This window comes from Janthinobacterium sp. BJB304, from assembly GCF_002735765.1.
GTDB lineage: Bacteria > Pseudomonadota > Gammaproteobacteria > Burkholderiales > Burkholderiaceae_D > Janthinobacterium.
The window spans coordinates 276886-295506 of record NZ_PDZN01000005.1 but is presented as its reverse complement, the minus strand read 5'-3'; the positions used below and the strand labels follow the sequence as shown (position 1 = coordinate 295506).

The 18621-nt window shown below is 65.2% G+C and carries 18 protein-coding genes; 13 read left to right on the top strand and 5 right to left on the bottom strand.

Translation table 11 applies throughout. From position 1 onward, the window contains the following. Window positions 1-3 precede the first annotated feature (3 nt). Window positions 4-429: a GNAT family N-acetyltransferase gene (locus tag CSQ95_RS08550; RefSeq protein WP_099409198.1), complete on the bottom strand. Its 426-nt coding sequence runs from the start codon at window positions 427-429 to the stop codon at window positions 4-6. Between the two features lie 166 nt (window positions 430-595). After that, window positions 596-793: a hypothetical protein gene (locus CSQ95_RS08545; RefSeq protein ID WP_070288640.1), complete on the bottom strand. Its 198-nt coding sequence runs from the start codon at window positions 791-793 to the stop codon at window positions 596-598. 265 nt (window positions 794-1058) lie between these two features. On the opposite strand from CSQ95_RS08545, the gene argH reads away from it, so the two are divergent. Further along, window positions 1059-2456: an argininosuccinate lyase gene (gene argH / locus CSQ95_RS08540; protein WP_070224270.1), complete on the top strand. Its 1398-nt coding sequence runs from the start codon at window positions 1059-1061 to the stop codon at window positions 2454-2456. Between the two features lie 53 nt (window positions 2457-2509). Here the strand turns inward: argH and CSQ95_RS08535 are convergent, their stop codons facing one another. Continuing rightward, window positions 2510-3166, bottom strand: coding sequence for a hypothetical protein (locus CSQ95_RS08535; RefSeq protein ID WP_070224268.1), 657 nt, complete (start codon window positions 3164-3166; stop codon window positions 2510-2512). Window positions 3167-3839: 673 nt separating this feature from the next. Between CSQ95_RS08535 and CSQ95_RS08530 the strand changes: the two genes are divergently transcribed. The 12 genes from CSQ95_RS08530 (at window position 3840) to CSQ95_RS08475 (ending at window position 16524) form a co-directional block, all read left to right on the top strand. Beyond that, on the top strand, window positions 3840-6371 hold the full coding sequence (locus CSQ95_RS08530) for a M4 family metallopeptidase (RefSeq protein WP_099409165.1): 2532 nt from the start codon (window positions 3840-3842) through the stop codon (window positions 6369-6371). A 242-nt stretch (window positions 6372-6613) separates the two neighbouring features. Next, the gene (locus CSQ95_RS08525; RefSeq protein ID WP_099409164.1) at window positions 6614-7807 is read left to right on the top strand and encodes a type II secretion system F family protein; all 1194 of its coding nucleotides are present in this window, start codon (window positions 6614-6616) and stop codon (window positions 7805-7807) included. A 24-nt stretch (window positions 7808-7831) separates the two neighbouring features. Beyond that, the gene (locus CSQ95_RS08520) at window positions 7832-9529 is read left to right on the top strand and encodes a GspE/PulE family protein (RefSeq protein WP_099409163.1); all 1698 of its coding nucleotides are present in this window, start codon (window positions 7832-7834) and stop codon (window positions 9527-9529) included. After that, the gene (locus CSQ95_RS08515) at window positions 9516-10304 is read left to right on the top strand and encodes a hypothetical protein (RefSeq protein ID WP_143449920.1); all 789 of its coding nucleotides are present in this window, start codon (window positions 9516-9518) and stop codon (window positions 10302-10304) included. The genes CSQ95_RS08520 and CSQ95_RS08515 overlap by 14 nt, the downstream gene beginning before the upstream one ends. Beyond that, window positions 10295-10843, top strand: a complete 549-nt coding sequence (locus CSQ95_RS08510; protein WP_099409161.1) for a hypothetical protein — start codon at window positions 10295-10297, stop codon at window positions 10841-10843. Before CSQ95_RS08515 ends, CSQ95_RS08510 begins: the two co-directional genes overlap by 10 nt. Then, complete coding sequence (gene pilO / locus CSQ95_RS08505) at window positions 10831-11451, top strand: type 4a pilus biogenesis protein PilO (protein ID WP_099409160.1); 621 nt, start codon at window positions 10831-10833, stop codon at window positions 11449-11451. The genes CSQ95_RS08510 and pilO overlap by 13 nt, the downstream gene beginning before the upstream one ends. Continuing rightward, complete coding sequence (locus tag CSQ95_RS08500; RefSeq protein WP_099409159.1) at window positions 11448-11987, top strand: hypothetical protein; 540 nt, start codon at window positions 11448-11450, stop codon at window positions 11985-11987. Before pilO ends, CSQ95_RS08500 begins: the two co-directional genes overlap by 4 nt. After that, window positions 11984-13873: a secretin and TonB N-terminal domain-containing protein gene (locus CSQ95_RS08495; protein ID WP_257217992.1), complete on the top strand. Its 1890-nt coding sequence runs from the start codon at window positions 11984-11986 to the stop codon at window positions 13871-13873. The genes CSQ95_RS08500 and CSQ95_RS08495 overlap by 4 nt, the downstream gene beginning before the upstream one ends. After that, window positions 13870-14340 (top strand): type II secretion system protein, encoded by a 471-nt coding sequence (locus CSQ95_RS08490; protein ID WP_257217991.1) that lies wholly within the window; start codon window positions 13870-13872, stop codon window positions 14338-14340. The genes CSQ95_RS08495 and CSQ95_RS08490 overlap by 4 nt, the downstream gene beginning before the upstream one ends. 5 nt (window positions 14341-14345) lie before the next feature. After that, on the top strand, window positions 14346-14729 hold the full coding sequence (locus CSQ95_RS08485) for a type II secretion system protein (RefSeq protein WP_257217990.1): 384 nt from the start codon (window positions 14346-14348) through the stop codon (window positions 14727-14729). After that, window positions 14716-15255 carry a type II secretion system protein gene (locus CSQ95_RS08480; protein ID WP_257217989.1) on the top strand — a complete coding sequence of 180 codons (540 nt, stop codon included), beginning with the start codon at window positions 14716-14718 and terminating at the stop codon, window positions 15253-15255. The genes CSQ95_RS08485 and CSQ95_RS08480 overlap by 14 nt, the downstream gene beginning before the upstream one ends. Window positions 15256-15300: 45 nt before the next feature. Further along, entirely contained in the window at window positions 15301-16524 is a 1224-nt protein-coding gene (locus CSQ95_RS08475; protein ID WP_099409156.1) for a Xaa-Pro peptidase family protein, read from the top strand. A 40-nt stretch (window positions 16525-16564) separates the two neighbouring features. On the opposite strand, the gene CSQ95_RS08470 is transcribed toward CSQ95_RS08475, so the two are convergent. Both CSQ95_RS08470 and CSQ95_RS08465 read right to left on the bottom strand, forming a co-directional pair. Further along, window positions 16565-18142 (bottom strand): methyl-accepting chemotaxis protein, encoded by a 1578-nt coding sequence (locus CSQ95_RS08470; protein WP_099409155.1) that lies wholly within the window; start codon window positions 18140-18142, stop codon window positions 16565-16567. 61 nt (window positions 18143-18203) lie between these two features. Continuing rightward, the gene (locus CSQ95_RS08465; protein ID WP_070224256.1) at window positions 18204-18611 is read right to left on the bottom strand and encodes a hypothetical protein; all 408 of its coding nucleotides are present in this window, start codon (window positions 18609-18611) and stop codon (window positions 18204-18206) included. Between the last annotated feature and the right edge of the window lie 10 nt (window positions 18612-18621).

Sequence of the window (18621 nt, the reverse complement as noted above, 5' to 3'; positions counted from 1 at the left end):
CAATCAATGCTGGTAGATATCCGGCACATACCGCTCCATCAGCGTCTCCGGCCTGAGCGGCGCCGTAAAGCCGTAGCGTGCATACAAATCATGCGCCGTGCTGGTGGCCAGCATGAAACGGCGCAAGCCCTGCAAACCGGGATGCGCCGTCACGGCCTCCATCAGGCGCTGGCTGTAGCCACGGCCGCGGTATTCTTCCAGCACATACACGTCGACCAGATAGGCAAACGTGGCGTAGTCGGTGACCACGCGGGCGAACGCCACCTGACGGCCGGCCAGCGTGCCGCCAAAGCAGAGCGAATGGTCGATCGCGCGCTGTACGGTAGCCAACGGGATGCCGATGGCCCATGTCGATTGCGTGCTGAGAAAATGGTGAATGGCTGGAACGTCGAGTTCCGCCTTGTCGGTGCTGATCATCAAATGTGACATCGCGCTGGCCCTGCTATCGTTGAAAAACACGATCATCGGCCTTTTTGCTGCGGCTGTCACCAGGGCTCGATAGAACCGGGGGCGCCGCCCGTTCTGCCTGTCCGTGATGCGGTGTTGCTGTTTGCTGCCAATGCTTCTTGTACTGCCTGCAATCCCATCGCCACGCTTACAGGGCAGCTTTTTCTTCGGCGCTCAAACGCTTGGCGCTGACGTACACGGTGTGCATGGTGGCTTGATCGGCGCTGGCGGCGATGGGGGCCGGTGCGGCGCGGAACTTCGGCACGGCAGCGGTGGCCAGGCTGGTGGCGGCGGCGACGGCGATGATGGCAACGAAGATGGCTTCCATGTTTTTAGCGATGTTCATGATGGTGTCCTGTGAGTGGCTGGTTGTGTGCTGCGATGATTGAACTGTAGGCCGATCCCCCCTGAACTGCCATCGGATTGCGACCAAACGCACGATTCGCGGGACAGAATACAAAAAGCCCGGATGAAACGCACAACAGGCACCCGGCGTGGCATTTGAGGCTGGCCAGCCCCATTCCTGGCCATTTCAGCGCCCTGCAAACCCCTAAAAGCCCTACCGCCGGCCAACCTTGTTTATAATCGCCGTACACTAAAGGACTTCTTTCATGACTGATCAATTCTCCAAAAAGGGCGAAGCCTGGTCGGCCCGGTTTTCCGAACCGGTCTCGGACCTCGTCAAGCGCTACACAGCTTCTGTATTTTTTGACAAGCGCCTGGCGCTGTTCGACATCGAAGGTTCGCTGGCCCATGCGGAAATGCTGCATGCGCAAGCCATCATCAGCCCGGCCGACTACGCGGAAATCCAGCGTGGCATGGCGCAAATTTCGCAGGAAATCGCCGCCGGCCAGTTCGAATGGCTGCTGGACCTGGAAGATGTCCACCTGAATATCGAAAAACGCCTGACCGAACTGGTGGGCGATGCGGGCAAGCGCTTGCACACGGGCCGTTCGCGCAACGACCAGGTGGCCACCGACATCCGCCTGTACGTGCGTTCCGCCATCGACGACATCAGCGCCCTGCTGGCGACGTTGCGCAGCGCGCTGACGGACCTGGCCGAGCAGCATGCCGACACCATCATGCCGGGCTTCACCCACATGCAGGTGGCCCAGCCGATCACTTTCGGCCACCACATGCTGGCGTATGTCGAAATGTTCGGCCGCGACGCCGAGCGCATGGCCGACTGCCGCAAGCGCGTCAACCGCCTGCCGCTGGGCGCCGCCGCCCTGGCCGGCACCACCTTCCCCATCGACCGCCTGCGCGTGGCAAAAACGCTGGGCTTTGACGACGTCTGCCACAACTCGCTCGACGCCGTCTCGGACCGCGACTTCGCCATCGAATTTTGCGCCGCCTCCGCCGTGCTGATGATGCACGTGTCGCGCATGGCCGAAGAACTGGTGATCTGGATGAGTCCACGCATCGGCTTCATCGACATCGCCGACCGCTTCTGCACCGGCTCGTCGATCATGCCGCAAAAGAAAAACCCGGACGTGCCGGAACTGGCGCGTGGCAAGACCGGTCGCGTCTACGGCCACCTGATTGGCCTCTTGACCCTGATGAAAGGCCAGCCGCTGGCCTACAACAAGGACAACCAGGAAGACAAGGAACCGCTGTTCGACACCGTCGATACCGTCATCGACACACTACGCATCTTCGCCGACATGGCCGGCGGCATCACGGTGAAACCGGAAGCGATGCGCGCGGCGGCCCTGCAAGGCTACGCCACGGCGACCGACCTGGCCGACTATCTGGTCAAGAAAGGCTTGCCGTTCCGCGACGCCCATGAAGCGGTGGCCCTGGCCGTGCGCGCCTGCGTCGACGCCGGTTGCGACCTGGCCGACCTGTCTTTGGCCCAGCTGCGCGCGTTTTCGCCGCTAACCGGCGAAGACGTATTCGAGGTGCTGACCCTGGAAGGCTCCGTTGCCGCGCGCGACCACGTGGGCGGCACCGCGCCACGCCAGGTACGCGAAGCGATCGCCCGCGTGCGCACGCAGCTGGAAAAATAAAACCGGTTCTTGCCGGCAAGCGCCCCGCTGCAGCGATTGCAGCGGGGCCTTTTTCATTGTGCGACGATTTTCGACAATACGGAAAAAGCCGCGCCCGTCTGAGACGCTTCCAGCAGCAAGGTCAGCTCCGTATACGTGCAAATGATGTTGATCAGGTTGATGCGCTCCCAGGCCAGGCGCTTGAGGATGGCGTGATACACGCCCGGCGTATAGCAGGTTTCGGCCGCCAGGTGCAGGGTCACGGCCGTCACCCGCTCCAGGCGCGCCAGTTCCTGCTCTTCGCCGAACACCTCCTCCACCAGCGCGTGCAGCGAACGGCTGCAGATCACCATCACCTCGTTGACGCCGCGCGTAATGGTGATGAATGTGCCCCGCTGGGGCGCTGCCAGCGCCAGCAACTGGCGCTGGCAGGCATACGTCTGGTCGGAATAGCGGTAGGTAACAACCATCAATTCGCTGCGTGTGGACAGTTCACCCGCGCGGTGCGCCAGCACGATCTCGCCGTTTTTCTGCTGCGGCATCCGCTCGGCCAGGCGGCGCAGCGCCATCACCACGGCGGCCTGCCCCACCGGTTTCCATAAGTCGGTCTGCAATTGCGGCTGCAGCTGGCGCGCCAGCTCCGACAGGTTGAGCAAGCCACGGCCCAATCCCTCGCTGAGAAAGGCCGATTCCATCACGATCTGTTCCACTTTGGTCGCTATCGAAAGCATAGTTCGTCGGGCCGGTGATTCCGGTGCACGCACCAGGAGCCGGCAACCCTTCCTGAAAAAAAGATGCACTGCGCCAGCGGCCGCGCCGGGCGGCGCGGTCGGACTTACAGAAAAGAATCCCCTCGCGGGGGAAGAGCCGGCTGGCGGCCGCTAGGAAGGCGGATGCAGCATGAGTGCCGCTCCAGAGGGGAAATGGCTGAAACCAACAGCAGAAAACAGAACTGACGTCATGTGAAACTCCCGATTTTTTTCCCGATGCGCTGTATCTGGACGCGGTCATTGCCGCGTGCGCTTTTTTTGTCTTCGCGTGCTCCGCTGGGGGCAATGCGAAGAGCTAGTGTAGATCGCAACATTTAGAAAAGGCAACAGTGTTTTTCCAACAGAGCGCGCCAATAGGGGTAGTAGTCCAAAACAAAAGTTGCAGCTTGTGGTAGATCAAACTTTCCAACGATGCGACGCCGATAAATGTTCAATTTTTAACAAAAATTCGCCTGGTGACCCATTTCTTGAATTTTTTGACATGGCGATCTCGACAAGTTTAGTGTCCCCCTACCCGGCGTCATGCCACCACAAAACGGCAGGCTATCCGCCCGCCGCCAGGCGCGCCGGGGTGGCCATCAGGCATCGCGGCCAGCTCATTCACCATTTCCTTAACCGATACCATGGAGCAGAAATGAATTTACGTTTGACGATAGTTGCCGCATCCATCGCCGCCCTGCCGCTGATGGCCACCACGGCCGATGCCGCCACCCCGCTGCCACAGACCCTGATGGCCGCGCCGGTCGCCCTGGCTTCTCCACAAGAGACCGCCAGCCTGGTCAACAAGCTGGCCGCGCAGGCACGCAGCCGCGGTCTGAATACCGAGCATGGCTTTGCCGTCGGCGCCCAGCATCCGGGCGTCAGCGGCACGCGCGTGAGCCGCGTACAGCACACCTACAAGGGCTTGCCCGTCTTCGGTTCCGAGACGGTGGTGGTCAGCAACAGCGCCGGCGACATCGTCAGCGAATCCGTGTCGGACCGCGCGTCGGGCCTCGGCAGCGGCGGCGTCAATTCCGTCACCCGCAGCGCCACCACCGATATCGACACCACGCCGGCCGTCAGCGCCGCCGCCGCCATCGCCGCTGCCGTAAAAAGCATTGGCGTGCCGGCCGTCGACCATGTGCCGCCGCATGCGCAGCTGCTGATCTATCCCGTAATGAAAACCGTGCGCGTGGCCGGCGCCGAGAACAAGTCGGAAGCCGCGCTGAACGCCCTCGACGTGCAGGACGTGGTCGACCACTACGAGCTGGCCTACCTGGTGCAGACGCGCATGATCAGCGGCAGCAAGCCCGTCTACTACGACACCATCGTCAGCGCCCGGGACGGCCGCATCCTGCGTCAATGGAAAGCCCTGAAAACCGTCGCCGGTATCGGCAACAGCCAGTACAACGGCCAGGTGCCGCTCAACACCACGCTCACGGGCAGCACCTACACCATGAAGGACCCCAGCCGCGGCACGGGCGGCAGCTTCGGCGGCATGGCCATCACGAATGCCAACCACGGCACCACCTCGGGCAGCGTGTACAGCAGCACCAGCAATACCTGGGGCGACGGCCAGCAGTACATCAATGGCGGCAGCACCACCAACGCCAACGGCCAGACGGCGGCCGTCAACGCGATGTGGGGCTTGATGAACACCTACGACACGCACAAGAATGTACTGGGCTGGTCCAGCCTGGACGGCAACAACACGGCCACCCACATCGCCGCCCACGTCAACACGGCCTACGACAACGCCTACTACGACGGCAACTGCAAATGCATGTACATCGGCGACGGCGGCAGCGCGTTCAACAACCTCGGCTCCATCGACGTGATCGGCCATGAGATGGGCCACGGCATCACGGACGCCACCTCGGGCCTGATCTACTCGCAGGAGTCGGGCGGCTTGAACGAATCGAGCTCGGACATCGCCGGCGAGATGGTGGAAGCGTATGCGCGCGCCGGCGGCACGGGCACCACGATTCCCAACACGGGCAACGATTGGATGACGGGCAAGGAGATCGCCAAGAATGGCCAGCCGCTGCGCTGGCTGTACAAGCCGAGCAAGGATGGCAGCAGCCCGAATGCGTGGAGCAGCACCATCAAGAACCTCGACGTCCACTACAGCAGCGGCCCGAACAACCGCATGTTCTACTTCCTGTCGCAAGGCTCGAACTCCACGTCCAGCAGCGATTACTACAGCTCCTACCTGAACAAAAGCCCGCTGGCAATGACCGGTATCGGCAGCGACAAGGCTTACCGCATCTGGTTCAAGGCCGCCACCACCAAGTTCACCTCGTCGACCAACTACGCCGACGCGCGCAACAAGGTGCTGCAGGCAGCCGAGGAACTGTATGGCGTGGGCAGCGCGGAATCGATCGCCGTCAAGCGCGCGTATGCGGCCATCAACGTGGGCACAGACGTCGATGAGTCGACGACGGGCGGCGCGGTGACCATCACCAGCCAGCCGGCCAGCATCACCGTCGCACCGGGCGCCACCGCCTCGTTCGCCGTGGGCGCGGGCGGCGGCACGGCGCCGTACACCTACAAGTGGTACCGCAACGGCGCCGTGATCAGCGGCGCCACGTCGCCGGCCTACAGCTTCACGGCCGTGGCGGCCGACAGCGGCGCCGTCTTCAAGGCCACGGTGACGGATTCCTCGTCGCCCGCCGTGACGGCCACGTCGAACAACGCCACGCTGACGGTGGGCACCAGCAGCGCCACCGAAAGAGTGACGAACGGCGGCTTCGAGGCCGGCGCCACGGGCTGGAGCGGCACCACGGGCGCCATCGGCACGTTTACGGGGCAAACCGCGTACGAAGGCACGCAGTACGCCTGGCTGGGCGGCAATGGCGTCACGGCCAGCGAATCGCTGACGCAAAGCGTGGCCATTCCGGCCGCCGCCACGTCCGCCAGCCTGAGCTTCGCGCTGCATATCGACACGGCGGAAACGGGCAATACCGTGTACGACAAGCTGGTCGTCACCGTGAAGAACAGCGCCGGCACGGTGCTGGGCACCCTGGCCTCGTACTCGAACGTGAACAAGGCGGCCGGCTACCAGATCCGCACCTTCGACCTGATCGCCTACAAGGGCCAGACCGTGCAGATCTCGTTCGCCGCCACCGAGGACGCGTCGCTGCAAACCTCGTTCGTGATCGACAAGGTCAGCCTGGTTACCCAGTAAGCGGCTGAACATGCGGGCAAACCATCGAAACGAGGCTTGCCCGCACAGCACGATTGATTTCCTGGCAATTCCAGTCTACCCTGAGGCAGTGATTGCATCTTGCCTGCTGCCGGTACCCGCGACGAATTGAACTTTTTTGGATGGTTCCTGACCGATGCCTACTTCGACCTTGTCCGCACGCGCTTTCCCCCATTCCAGCCTGTCCATTTTTACGCCTGCCACCATGCTCGCCTGAGCCGGCCATGCAGTTCCACCTCCAGGTGCAGGGTCCGGCGGGCAGCCAGGCGCTGGCCATCGACGCCGCCAGCGAGGCCGAGGCGATCCGCGCGGCCGTGCGCGGCGGCTGGCGCGTGCTGGCCGTCGATGACGGCGCCGCGCCGGACGCGGGCGCCGTGGTCCGCCCCGGCAAGCAGGGCCTGCCCCTGCTGCAATTCAGCCAGGAGCTGCTGGCCCTGCTCGAAGCGGGCCTGAACCTGGGCGAGGCCATGGCCACCCTGCACAACAAGGAAACGCGCGCGGGCGCCAGGGCCACCCTGGCCGCCATCGTGCTCACCCTGCAGCAGGGACAAAGCTTCTCCGACACCCTGGCCGATTTCCCCGACATCTTCCCCGACATTTACATCGCCACCGTGCACGCGGCCGAACGCTCGGGCAACCTGCCCGAGGCGCTGGCCCGCTTCGTCGCCTACCAGCTGCAGTTCGACGCCATCCGCAAAAAACTCATTTCCGCCGCCATCTACCCGTGCATGCTGCTCGTCGTCGGCGGCCTGGTGACCCTGTTCCTGCTCGGCTATGTGGTGCCCAAATTCAGCGTCGTCTACGAAAGCTCGGGCCGCGAAATTCCCTGGATGTCGCAGATGCTGCTCGGTTTTGGCCAGACCCTGGCCGCGCATCCGCTGCTGTGCGCCGGCGCGCTGGCCGCGGCCGTCGGTGCCGTGGTCTTCGGCATCGCCAACCGCGCCATGCGCATGGCGCTGGTGCTGCGCCTCTTGCGCCTGCCCGTACTGGCGGAGAAGGCGGCCGAATTCCGCCTGGCCCGCTTCTACCGCGCCCTGAGCCTGCTGCTGCACGCGGGCATCCCGCTGCACAAGGCGCTGGCCATGGTCGGCCCCATGCTGCTGCCGGCGCAGCAGGAGCAGCTGACGCAGGCGCGCCGCGCGGTGCAGGAAGGCATGCCGTTTTCCACCGCGCTGGAACAGGCCGGCATGGCAACGCCGGTGGCGCAATCGCTGCTGAAGGTGGGCGAGAACACGGGCCGCCTGGGCGACATGCTGGAACGCTCGGCCAAGTTCCACGACGAGGAATTCGCCCGCTGGGTGGACTGGGCTTCGCGCCTGCTCGAGCCACTCTTGATGACCATCATCGGCGTCGTGATCGGCGGCGTGGTGGTGCTGATGTACATGCCGATCTTTGAACTGGCGGGGAGCTTATCTTGACGGTTTTACCATGAGGAGCTTGCCATGAACGCGCGCGACGAAGAACGGGCCGTGCTCGATGCGGCCATGCTGCGCCGCGCCCACGCCAGTGCGCTGGAACAGGGCCGTCCGCAGATGGCCGTGCTGCAGGAAACGGCGGCCCTGCCGCCCGAAGTGTTTTTGCGCCAGCTGGCCGCCCTGTTCCGCTACCCGGCCTGGACGATGGCCGAACTGCAGGCCGCCCTGCCCGCCTTTGCCCTGCTGCCCTACACGGATTGCGCCCAGCGCGACTGCGTGCTGCTGCAGCCCGATGCCCCGGGCGCGCCGCCCGTGCTTGTCATCGGCAATCCCTTCAGCGAGGACCTGCTGCAATGGGCCGACTTCGCCCTGTCCACGCCCTTCACGGTGGCGCTGGCGCACCCGGACGACCTGGCCGCCTACCTGCAGCAGCAGGAAAGCGTGCAGCAGGCGATGCAGGAAATGCAGCACGGGGATGACGTGCCAGGACTCGACCAGAGCATCGAAGACATCTCCCTGATCCGCATCAGCGAAGACAGCAGCCCGGTCGTGAAACTGGTGAACTCCACCATCTACGACGCCCTGAAATTCCAGGCCAGCGACATCCACCTCGAATGCGACGTGGCCAGCCTGGTCATCAAGTACCGCGTCGACGGCGTGCTGGTGCAGGCGGGCCAGGTGCAGGGGCTGCAGATGGCCGAACAGATCATCTCGCGCATCAAGGTGATGGCCGACCTCGACATCGCCGAGCGGCGCATCCCGCAGGATGGCCGCTTCAAGGTGCGCGTGAAGGGGGCGGAGATCGACTTCCGCGTCTCCATCATGCCCAATATCTTTGGCGAGGATGCCGTGCTGCGCCTGCTCGACCGGCGCGCGCTGACGGAAGCGGCGCAGGCGCTGCGCCTGGAAAGCCTGGGCCTGAACGAGGATGCCATCGAACAGATCCGCCGCCTGGCCGCCAAGCCGCACGGCATGCTGCTGGTGACGGGGCCCACGGGTTCCGGCAAGACCACCACCCTGTACGCGGCCATCACGGAAATCAACACGGGACGCGACAAGATCGTCACCATCGAAGACCCCGTCGAATACCGGCTGCCGCGCGTGCTGCAGATTCCCGTCAACGAAAAGAAGGGGCTGACGTTCGCACGCGGCCTGCGTTCCATCTTGCGCCACGATCCCGACAAGATCATGATCGGCGAAATCCGCGACGATGAAACGGCGCAGATCGCCGTGCAGGCCGCGCTCACGGGCCACCTGGTATTTACCACCGTGCACGCGAACAACGTGTTCGACGTGGTCGGCCGCTTCCTGCACATGGGCGTCGATGCCTACAGCTTTGCGGCGGCCCTGAACGGCATCGTGGCGCAGCGCCTGCTGCGCCTCAATTGCGCCCATTGCGCCGTCGACGCCAGCGCCGAGGTGCTGGCCGACGCGCAGCAGCTGCGCGACAGCGGCCTGGCCCTGCATCAGGTGCAGGACTGGCAATTCATGGCCGGCAAGGGCTGCGGCCACTGCCGCGGCACCGGCTACAAGGGCCGCAAGGCCGTCGCCGAGGTCTTGATGCTCAGCGATACGATGCGCGAAATGATCTGCACGCGCGCGCCCCTGAGCCAGATGAAAGAAGAAGCGGCGCGCAACGGTTTTCGCCTGGCGCGCGAAGCAGGCCTGGACCTGGTGCGGCGCGGCGAAACCACTTTAGCGGAGCTCAATCGTGTCACTTATTGAACGCCTTGCCCGCGCCACCGTGTGCCTGCACCTGGCCCCGCACGGGCTGCACGGCGTGCTGCGCCGCGCCGGCCGCCCCTTGCCCGACAGCGCCTTCCACCTGCCCATTGCGAATCCCGACGCCAGCTGGGAAGTGGCGCTGGCCGCCCTGCGCGGCTGGCTCGAACACGATGGCGGCAAAAAAATGCCGCTGGCCGTCAGCCTGGCCAGCCGCTGGTGCGCCATGCTGATGGTACCGTGGAGCGGCGCCTTGCTCGACCGGAGCAGCGCCCAGCGCTTCCTGCACAGCCAGTTCGGCGCCGTGTATGGCGAGGGCGCGCGGACCTGGCGCCTGGCCGCCGACGATGCCCCGTACGGCACGCCGCGCCTGGCCTGCGGCATCGATGCGGCCCTGCTGCAAGGCGTGCAGGACGCGGCCGCCGCGCATGGCCGGCGCTGCCTGTCCATCGAACCGATCGCTGGGCCGGCCTGGCGCAGCATCGCCGGGGAAAAACCCGCCGCCTTCGCCCTGGTGGAAACGGGACGGCTGCTGCTGGCAACGACGAGCGGCGGACGCATCACGGCCCTGCACAGCCAGTCCTGCGCCGCGGCCTGGGGCGACGAACTGGATCGGGCATGGCGGCGCTGGAACTTGCGCGCGCCGCAGCTCGACGCCATCGACCACGTGGCCCTGATCGACTTGAGCGGCGCGCCGCAGGCGAACGTGCCCGAACGCTTCGCGCCCATCGCCGTGGCCGGCCCCGCCCACCTGATGCGGGAGACCGCATGGGCCTGAGCCGCCTGGAATTCCTGCCGCCCGGCGCCGCGCGGACGTTCCAGGGCTGGCGCCTGGCCCTGTGCCTGGCGGGCGGCTTGCTGTTGCTGCCGGCCGCCGTGTACTGGCTGGTGCAGGCGCAGGAAACGCGGCGCCTGGAAGTGCAGTTGGCGCAGCTGCAGCCGGCGCGTCCCGTGCGTGCGCCCCTCTCGGCGAACCAGCAGCGCGAGCGCGACCTCGAACTGAAACAGGTGGCGGCCGCCGTGCGCCAGCTCAACCTGCCCGTCACGCGCCTGGTCAGGACGGTGCAGGCGCCGCGCGACGTGCGCGTGGCCCTGCTGGGGCTGGACCTGAACGCGCAGCAGGGACAGGAAGGCGCCAGCGTGCTGAAAATCGCCGCCGAGGCGGAAACCCCGCAAGACATGCTCAACTACCTGGCCTTCCTGAACCAGCAGCCCATGTTCAGTTCCGTGTATCTGCTCAAGCACGAGATGAACAGTAACGCGAACGCGCCCGCACACCCTTACCGTTTTCAGCTGGAGGCGCAATGGCGGCAATAAAACCCGTGTTAAAAGCCGGCACACCCGTGGCCCGCGCACGCCTCCACTTGCATATGCCGCCGCGCATGGCGTGGGAAGCGCAGCGTCTGTGGCGCATGCTGGGCTGGCCCAGCGCCATCGGCGCGGCCTGCCTGGCGCTGGCCGCCGTCGCCGTGCAGCAGGGCGACGCGCTGGCGGGACGCCAGCAGTCATTGCGCGCGCAACTGACCGTGATGGCGAAACAGGCGGCGCTGCCGCCGGCGCCCGTCACGCTCGATGCCGACGCCGACAGCCTGGCCGCCTTTCACGCCTACCTGCCCGCGCACGACAGCATTCCCGAGCAGCTGAAGGCCTTGCTGGAAGTGGCGCAAAAGAGCGGCGTCACCCTGGCCAAGGCCGACTACAAGCCGCAGGAAGACGGCAACACGGCCTTTTTGCGCTACCAGATCACCTTGCCCGTGAAGGCCGAATACGCGCAGCTGCAGACCTTTATCGTCGACGCCCTGCAAGCGTTGCCCACGCTGACGCTCGACTCCGTGCTGTTCAAACGCGAGCAGATCGAAGCGGGCGAGATCGATGCGCGCATCCAGTTCATCCTGCTGGTCAAGAAGCCGGAGGCGCGCCGATGAAAAAAGCCGTATTGGGAGCCGCCGCCGTGGCAACCTTGCTGGCCGCCCTCTTCGCCCCGGAGGACGAAGGCAGCATCGTCGGGCCGGCCACAGCCACGCCGCGCCAGGTGGAACGGGTGGCGGTCGCGCCCCTCGTCGTCGCCACTGCCGCTGCGCCAGCCAATCGCGCGCTGGCCATCGAACCGCGCCGGGTGCTCGACGACGAAGAAGCGGCCACCCTGTTCGCCAAGCAAAGCTGGCAACCGGAGACACCGAAAAAGATCATGCTCGACCAGCAGGCGGCGCAGGCCACGCGCACTGTCGCCGCCGTCGACGCGAACGCACCGCCGCCTTTGCCCTTCCAGTTCCTTGGCCGTTTCGTCGACGAAGGCAAGGCCGCCTATTTCCTGCAGGCGGGCGAACGCAACGTGGTGGCGCGCCCCGGCGACACGCTCGAAGAGCGTTACCGCTTCGACGGCGTGGTGCAGGGCGCCCTGCAATTTACCTATCTGCCGCTCAACCTGAAACAGACACTCGCCGTAGGGGATATCAATTGAAACGACGCACACCACGTACTGGCATCACCCTGCTGCCGATGCTGTCCCTGCTGGCCGCCTGCGCCGGCAACCAGGCCTATACCGACGGCCAGGCCATGCTGGGCGCCGGCCGCACGGAACAGGGCCTGGCCCTGCTGGAACAGGCGGCGCAGGCCGAACCGACCAACGCCAAGTACCGCATCGCCGTCACCAACGGCAGGATGCGCGCGCTGAACAACCTCAATAGCCGCGCCGAGGCGCTGCGCCAGCAGGGCAAGCTGCCCGAAGCGCAAGCGCTGTACCAGCAGGCGCTGGCGCTGGACGCCAGCAACGACGTGGCGCAGCGGGGCCTGGCCGGCGTGGCGCAGGATGAACGGCACCGCAAGCTGGTGCAGGAGGCGCAGTCCAGCTACCAGCGCGGCGGCGAAGCGAATGTCGCGCAGGCGCAGGAAGCCTTGCGCCAGGTGCTGCAGGAGCGTCCCGCGCAGCGCGAGGCGCTGGCCCTGAAAGGTCGCATCGGCGACGAGCTGGCCAAAAGCCGTCCGGCCGGCGGCAAGCTGGCGGCTGCCTACCGCAAACCCGTGACCCTGGAATTTCGCGACGCGCCCCTGCGCTCCGTGTTCGATCTTCTCAGCAAGGTGTCGGGCCTGAACTTTGTCTTCGACAAGGAGGTCGACCCGGCCCTGCGCGCCACCATTTCCGTGCGCGACACCAGCATCGAAGAAGCGATCGCCATGCTGCTGGGCGCCAACCAGCTCGAGCAAAGCGTCACCAGCGACAAGTCGATCACGATCTACCCGAACACGCCGCAAAAGGTGAAGGATTACCAGCAGCTGGTGGTACGCACTTTTTTCCTCGCCAATGCGGACGTCAAGACGGTGGCGTTCTCCATCAAGACCCTGCTCAAGGCCAAGGATGTCGTCACCGACGAGCGCCTGGGCATCATCATGCTGCGCGATACGCCGGAAATGGTGCGCATGGCCGAGCGCATCATCAACGTGCAGGACCTGGCCGACCCGGAAGTGATGCTGGAAGTCGAGGTGCTGGAAGTCAAGCGCACGCGCCTGATGGAACTGGGCGTGCGCTGGCCCGACCAGGCCAGCCTGACCCTGGCCGGCGTCGCAGGCAGCACGGGTGGCCTGGGCGGCCTGAAGGTGGCGGACCTGCACCGCATCAATGGCGACAATATCAACCTGGGCATCGGCGGCGTCACCCTCAACGCCAACAAGACGGACAGCGACAGCAATATCCTGGCCAACCCGCGCATCCGCGTGCGCAACAAGGAAAAGGCGAAGATCCTCATCGGCGACCGCGTGCCCGTCATTACCGTCACGACGAATAACGGCGTCAGTTCCGACAGCGTCAACTACATCGACGTGGGCCTGAAACTCGACGTGGAACCGAACGTCTACCTGGACGACGAAGTGGCCATCAAGATCAACCTGGAAGTATCGAACGTCGTCAAGGAAGTGATCAGCAAAACGGGCACGCAGGCTTACCAGATCGGCACGCGCAGCGCCTCGACCGTGTTGCGTTTGAAAGATGGCGAGACGCAGGTGCTGGCGGGCCTGATCAGCGACGAAGACCGGGGCACGGCCAACAAGGTACCCGGCGTGGGCGAACTGCCCGTGCTGAACCGCCTGTTCGGCAGCCAGAAGGATGACGCCATGCGCAGCGAGATCGTGCTGTCGATCACGCCGCGCCTGCTGCGCAGCATCCGCCGCCCGGACCTGATGACGGCTGAATTCAATTCCGGCACCGAGGCGTCCGTGGGCGGCCGCGCCAGCGTGGGCGGCACGCCGGAAGCCATCGCCGCACCCGAGCAAGCCCCTGCGCGCGCCGGCTCGCCCATGACGGGCGGCGACGAGGCGCCCGCCGCCGACAAGACAAGCAAAGGTGGCCAGTGAAGCATAAAGGCTTTACCTTCATCGAACTGATGATCACCCTGGCCATCATGGCGACCCTGGCCACGGTGGCCGTGCCGATGGCGCAGGTGGCCTTGCAACGGGCCAAGGAGCAGCAATTGCGCAGCGCCCTGATCGAGATGCGCGAAGCGATCGACGCCTACAAGCGCGCGTCGGACAATGGCCGCATCAAGCTGTCGCTGGGCGCATCGGGCTATCCCAAAAAACTAGAGGAACTGGTCGAGGGCGTGCCCGACCAGCGCAGTCCATCAAAACAGAACATCTATTTCCTGCGCCGCCTGCCGCGCGACCCGTTCCAGCCCAGGGAAGCCGGCAGCGCCGCCGACAGCTGGAGCAAGCGCGCGTATGCCTCGCCGCCCGACAATCCCAGCGAAGGCGAAGACGTGTTCGACGTCGCCTCGCGCTCGACCAAGGCGGGCCTGAACGGCGTGCCGCTCAATCAATGGTGACGGCCATGCATACCCCGACCATACGCCGCGGCTTTACCCTGGTCGAACTGCTGGTGGTGCTGGCGATCATCTCGCTGCTGCTGACGATCGCCATCCCCCGCTATTTCGGCTCGGTGGAAAAATCGAAGGAAGTCGCCCTGAAGGAAAACCTGCAGGTGCTCAGGAGCGGCCTCGATAAATACTATGCCGACAAGGGAGAGTACCCGGCTGCGCTGGACGACCTGGTGACCCACCATTACTTCCGCAGCGTGCCGCTGGACCCTGTCACGGAGTCGGCGGCCACCTGGCAGCTGATCCCTTCGCCCAATGGCGAGATCGGCGGCGTGGCCGACGTGCGCAGCGGCGCCAAGGGCAAGACGCGCGAGGGCATCCCCTTTGAACAGCTCTAGGAGAGTGCGGCGGCGGGCGGCGGGTTTCGCCTACATCTGGACCCTGATGCTGGTGGCCTTCATGGGCGTGGGCCTGGTGCTGGCCGGCGAACTGTTTGCCACGGCCGCGCGGCGCGAGAAGGAACGCGAGCTGCTGTTCATCGGTCATGAATTCCGCAACGCGCTGGGCCGCTACTACGACAGCACGCCGGCCGACGGGCGGCCCCGCTATCCCTTGACCCTGCAGGAACTGCTGCGCGACCCGCGCTTTGCCAACGCCCGGCGCCATTTGCGCCGCCTGTATGCGGACCCCATCACGGGCAAGGCGGAATGGGGCGTGCTGCGGCAGGAGGGACGCATCGTCGGCATCCATTCGCTGTCGCCGCAGCTGCCCATCAAGCAGGACAACTTTCTTGACGAAGACGCCAGCCTGCGCCGCAAGCAGCGCTACGCGGACTGGCACTTCACGTATCCGCACGACCTGGTGCTGGCTCCGCCCGATGCGGCTGGCGGCGCGCCCGGCCTCAAGCCGAAAGGCGCGAACTGATATCATGCCCGCATTCCATATTCAGCATCGAGCAAAGGAGCAGGCATGAGCATAGGTGGCACTTCCATCGAACAGGCATTGGCATCGCTGTCGGACATGACGGGCGGCATGGTCGCCATCGGCAAGGAGGAACATGCGCAGCGCATCGCCAAGGCGCAAGCGTTCATGCGCGAACAGGGCATCGCCGCCATCTACCTGAACGCGGGCGCCAACCTCACCTATTTCACGGGCACCAAATGGTATGCCAGCGAACGCATGGTGGGCGCCATCCTGCCGGCCAGCGGCGACATCGAATACATCGCTCCCGCCTTCGAGGAAAGCACCCTGCAAGGCTTCATGCTCATCGAGGGCAAGGTCAATTGCTGGGAAGAGCATGAAAGCCCGTACCAGCTGTTCGTCGACGTGCTGGCGCGCATGGGAATCGCCCAGGATGCGGCCGCGCCGCCGCGCGTGGGCATCTGCGAAAGCGCCGCCTTCTTCATCTATGACGGCATCAAGCCGCTGGCGCCCGGCTACGCGCTGGAAAACGCGCGCACCGTCACCGCGTACTGCCGCAGCAGAAAATCACAGGCGGAAATCGCCCTGATGCAGCGCGTGATGGACATGACCCTGGCCGTGCACGTGGCCACGGCCAGCATGCTGTACGAAGGCATCACGACGGTGGAAGTGGAAGAATTCATCCAGCGCGCGCACCGCAAAGTGGGCGCGCCCCGCTCGTACTTCTGCATCGTGCTGTTCGGCGAGGCGACCGCCTATCCGCATGGCGTGAATTACGTGCAAACCCTGAAGGCGGGCGACACGGTGCTGATCGACACGGGCTGCCAGGTGATGAACTACATCTCCGACATCACGCGCACCTATGTTTTCGGACAGATCAGCGAGCGCCAGCGCAGCGTATGGAACAGCGAAAAGGCCGCGCAGGCAGCCGCATTCGCGGCCGCCCGGCTGGGCGTACCGTGCGGCGACGTGGACCGCGCCGCGCGCGTCTCGCTGGAAGCGGACGGCTACGGCCCCGGCTACAAGCTGCCCGGACTGCCGCACCGCACGGGCCACGGCATCGGCCTCGATATCCACGAGTGGCCTTACCTGGTGGGCAACGACACGACGCCGCTCGACGTGGGCATGTGCTTCTCGAACGAGCCGATGATCTGCATCCCCGGCGAATTCGGCATCCGCCACGAAGACCATTTTTATATGACGGAAAACGGACCGCGCTGGTTCACGCAACCGGCGCACAGCATCGACGATCCGTTCGGCTTGCGCACGTAAGCCGGCGCTCCTGTGTTGGATTACGCTGCGCTAATCCAACCTACGCATACGCCAATACCTGGTAGGTCGGATTAGCGCGCAGCGCGTAATCCGACACAGCACCCTGCGCCAGCTTGAACACGGCCAGCGCCGTGCCCAGCTGCACGGCCTGTTCCTGCAGCGATTCAGCCGCCGCCGACGCTTCTTCCACCAGCGCGGAATTCTGCTGCGTCATCTGATCCATGCTGCCGATGGCCACGCCGATGTCGCCGATGCCGGCACTCTGCGTCTGGCTGGCGGCGCTGATCTCGGCCATGATGTCGGCCACCTTTTTCACGGAATCGACGATCTGGCCCATGGTCAGACCCGCCTCGTCGACCAGCTTCGAGCCGACATTCACCCTGGCCACCGAATCGCCGATCAATTGCTTGATCTCGCGCGCCGCTGCCGCGCTGCGCTGCGCGAGGTTGCGCACTTCGGACGCCACTACGGCAAAGCCACGCCCCTGTTCGCCGGCGCGCGCCGCTTCCACGGCCGCATTCAAGGCCAGGATGTTCGTCTGGAAGGCGATGCCGTCGATGACGCCGATGATGTCGACGATGCGTTTCGATGCATCGTTGATCTCGCCCATGGTGGTGACCACCTGGCTGACCACCTGCCCGCCCTTCACGGCAACCGACGATGCCGACACCACCAGCGCATGCGCCTGGCCCGCGTTGGCGGCGTTGTCGCGCACGGTGGAAGTCAGGCTGTCCATGCTGCGCGCCGTCTGGTCCAGGCTGCCCGCCTGCGATTCCGTGCGCGCGGCCAGGTCCGCATTGCCCTGGGCGATTTCCGCGCTGGCCACCTGGATGGTTTCGGCCGACGCCTTGATATCGGAGACCATGCTGCCAAGCTTGGCGCGCATGTCCTTCAGCGCCGCCAGCAGGCTGTCCTGGTCGCCCGCCTCGGTCACGATGTGCATCGACAGGTCGCCATCGGCCACGGCGCGCGCGATCTGGCGCGCATATTCGGGTTCGCCGCCCAGCTGCTGCCAGATGGCGCGCACGACGAAATGCGACACGGCCACCAGGCAAACGATGACGGCCAGCGCTACGGCGATGCTGGTATTGAGCGCATTGCGCACATTGGCAGCGCTGCGTTCTATGCCCTGCCTGAACTGCGCTTGCGCCTGTTCATTGGTCTTTGCCAGGTCGGCATTGAGCACCGCCAGCGCGCCCTGCATGCGCGCCACGGTCGCCTGCGGGTCACCCTCTTCCATTTCCAGCATAATGCGCGCCGCGCTCAGGGCCGGCGCATAGTAGGCATCGAATTCCCTGGCCAGCCGCGCACCGTGCTCGCGCTGGCCGGGGATCGCCGCAAAGTCGCCCAGCCTGGCGTGCAGCTTGGTAGCCTGGCCGCCGACTTGCCCGATGCGTTCCTTGTCGCCTTCGCTGACGGCATCGCGCAGGGCGTCGGCGACGGCGGCCACGTCCAGGGTCAGCGACTTGGCCAGGTCAAGCACGGGATAGTCGGCGCTTTCCGTGGCGTGGATGGAATTGAGCGTGGCCGTGGACAGGTAGGCGCTGACGGCCAGCCCCAGCCCGAAAATCACGGCCGAGACGACAGGCAGCGCCCATATCTTGCGTTTGATGCTCATTGCTGTCTCCTGATTCTGATGAATTATCGGGCCGCCGCATGGCGTGCGGCCCGGGCCGGCTTTATGGCGCCGTCAGCACCACTTTGACGCTGGCGTCGACGGCACTCTTTTCGATATAGCCGATGGCTTTCGGATCGGCAGCCACGGCCTTCTTCACGTCGGCGCTGTTGGCCACTTCCTTCGGCAAGGTGGCCTTGCCCGTGAAGACCAGCTTGGACCACAGGGCCTTCGCTTGCGACGGTTCCTTGTCCGTCACCTTCTTGTAGAACTCGGCGCGCACGGGGGCGCTTTCCGGCTGGTCGATCGGCGTCATGGCCGTCGATTTACCGAGGAAGAATTGCGCCACCTGTTCATTCGTCATGGCGCCAGCGGCGCTTTTCGGATTGACCACCACGACCACTTCGGCCATGGCGGGAACGGCGGTCGACAGCGCCAGCAAGGCAGCCACATTCAAGATCAATGGTTTCATGCGGCGCTCC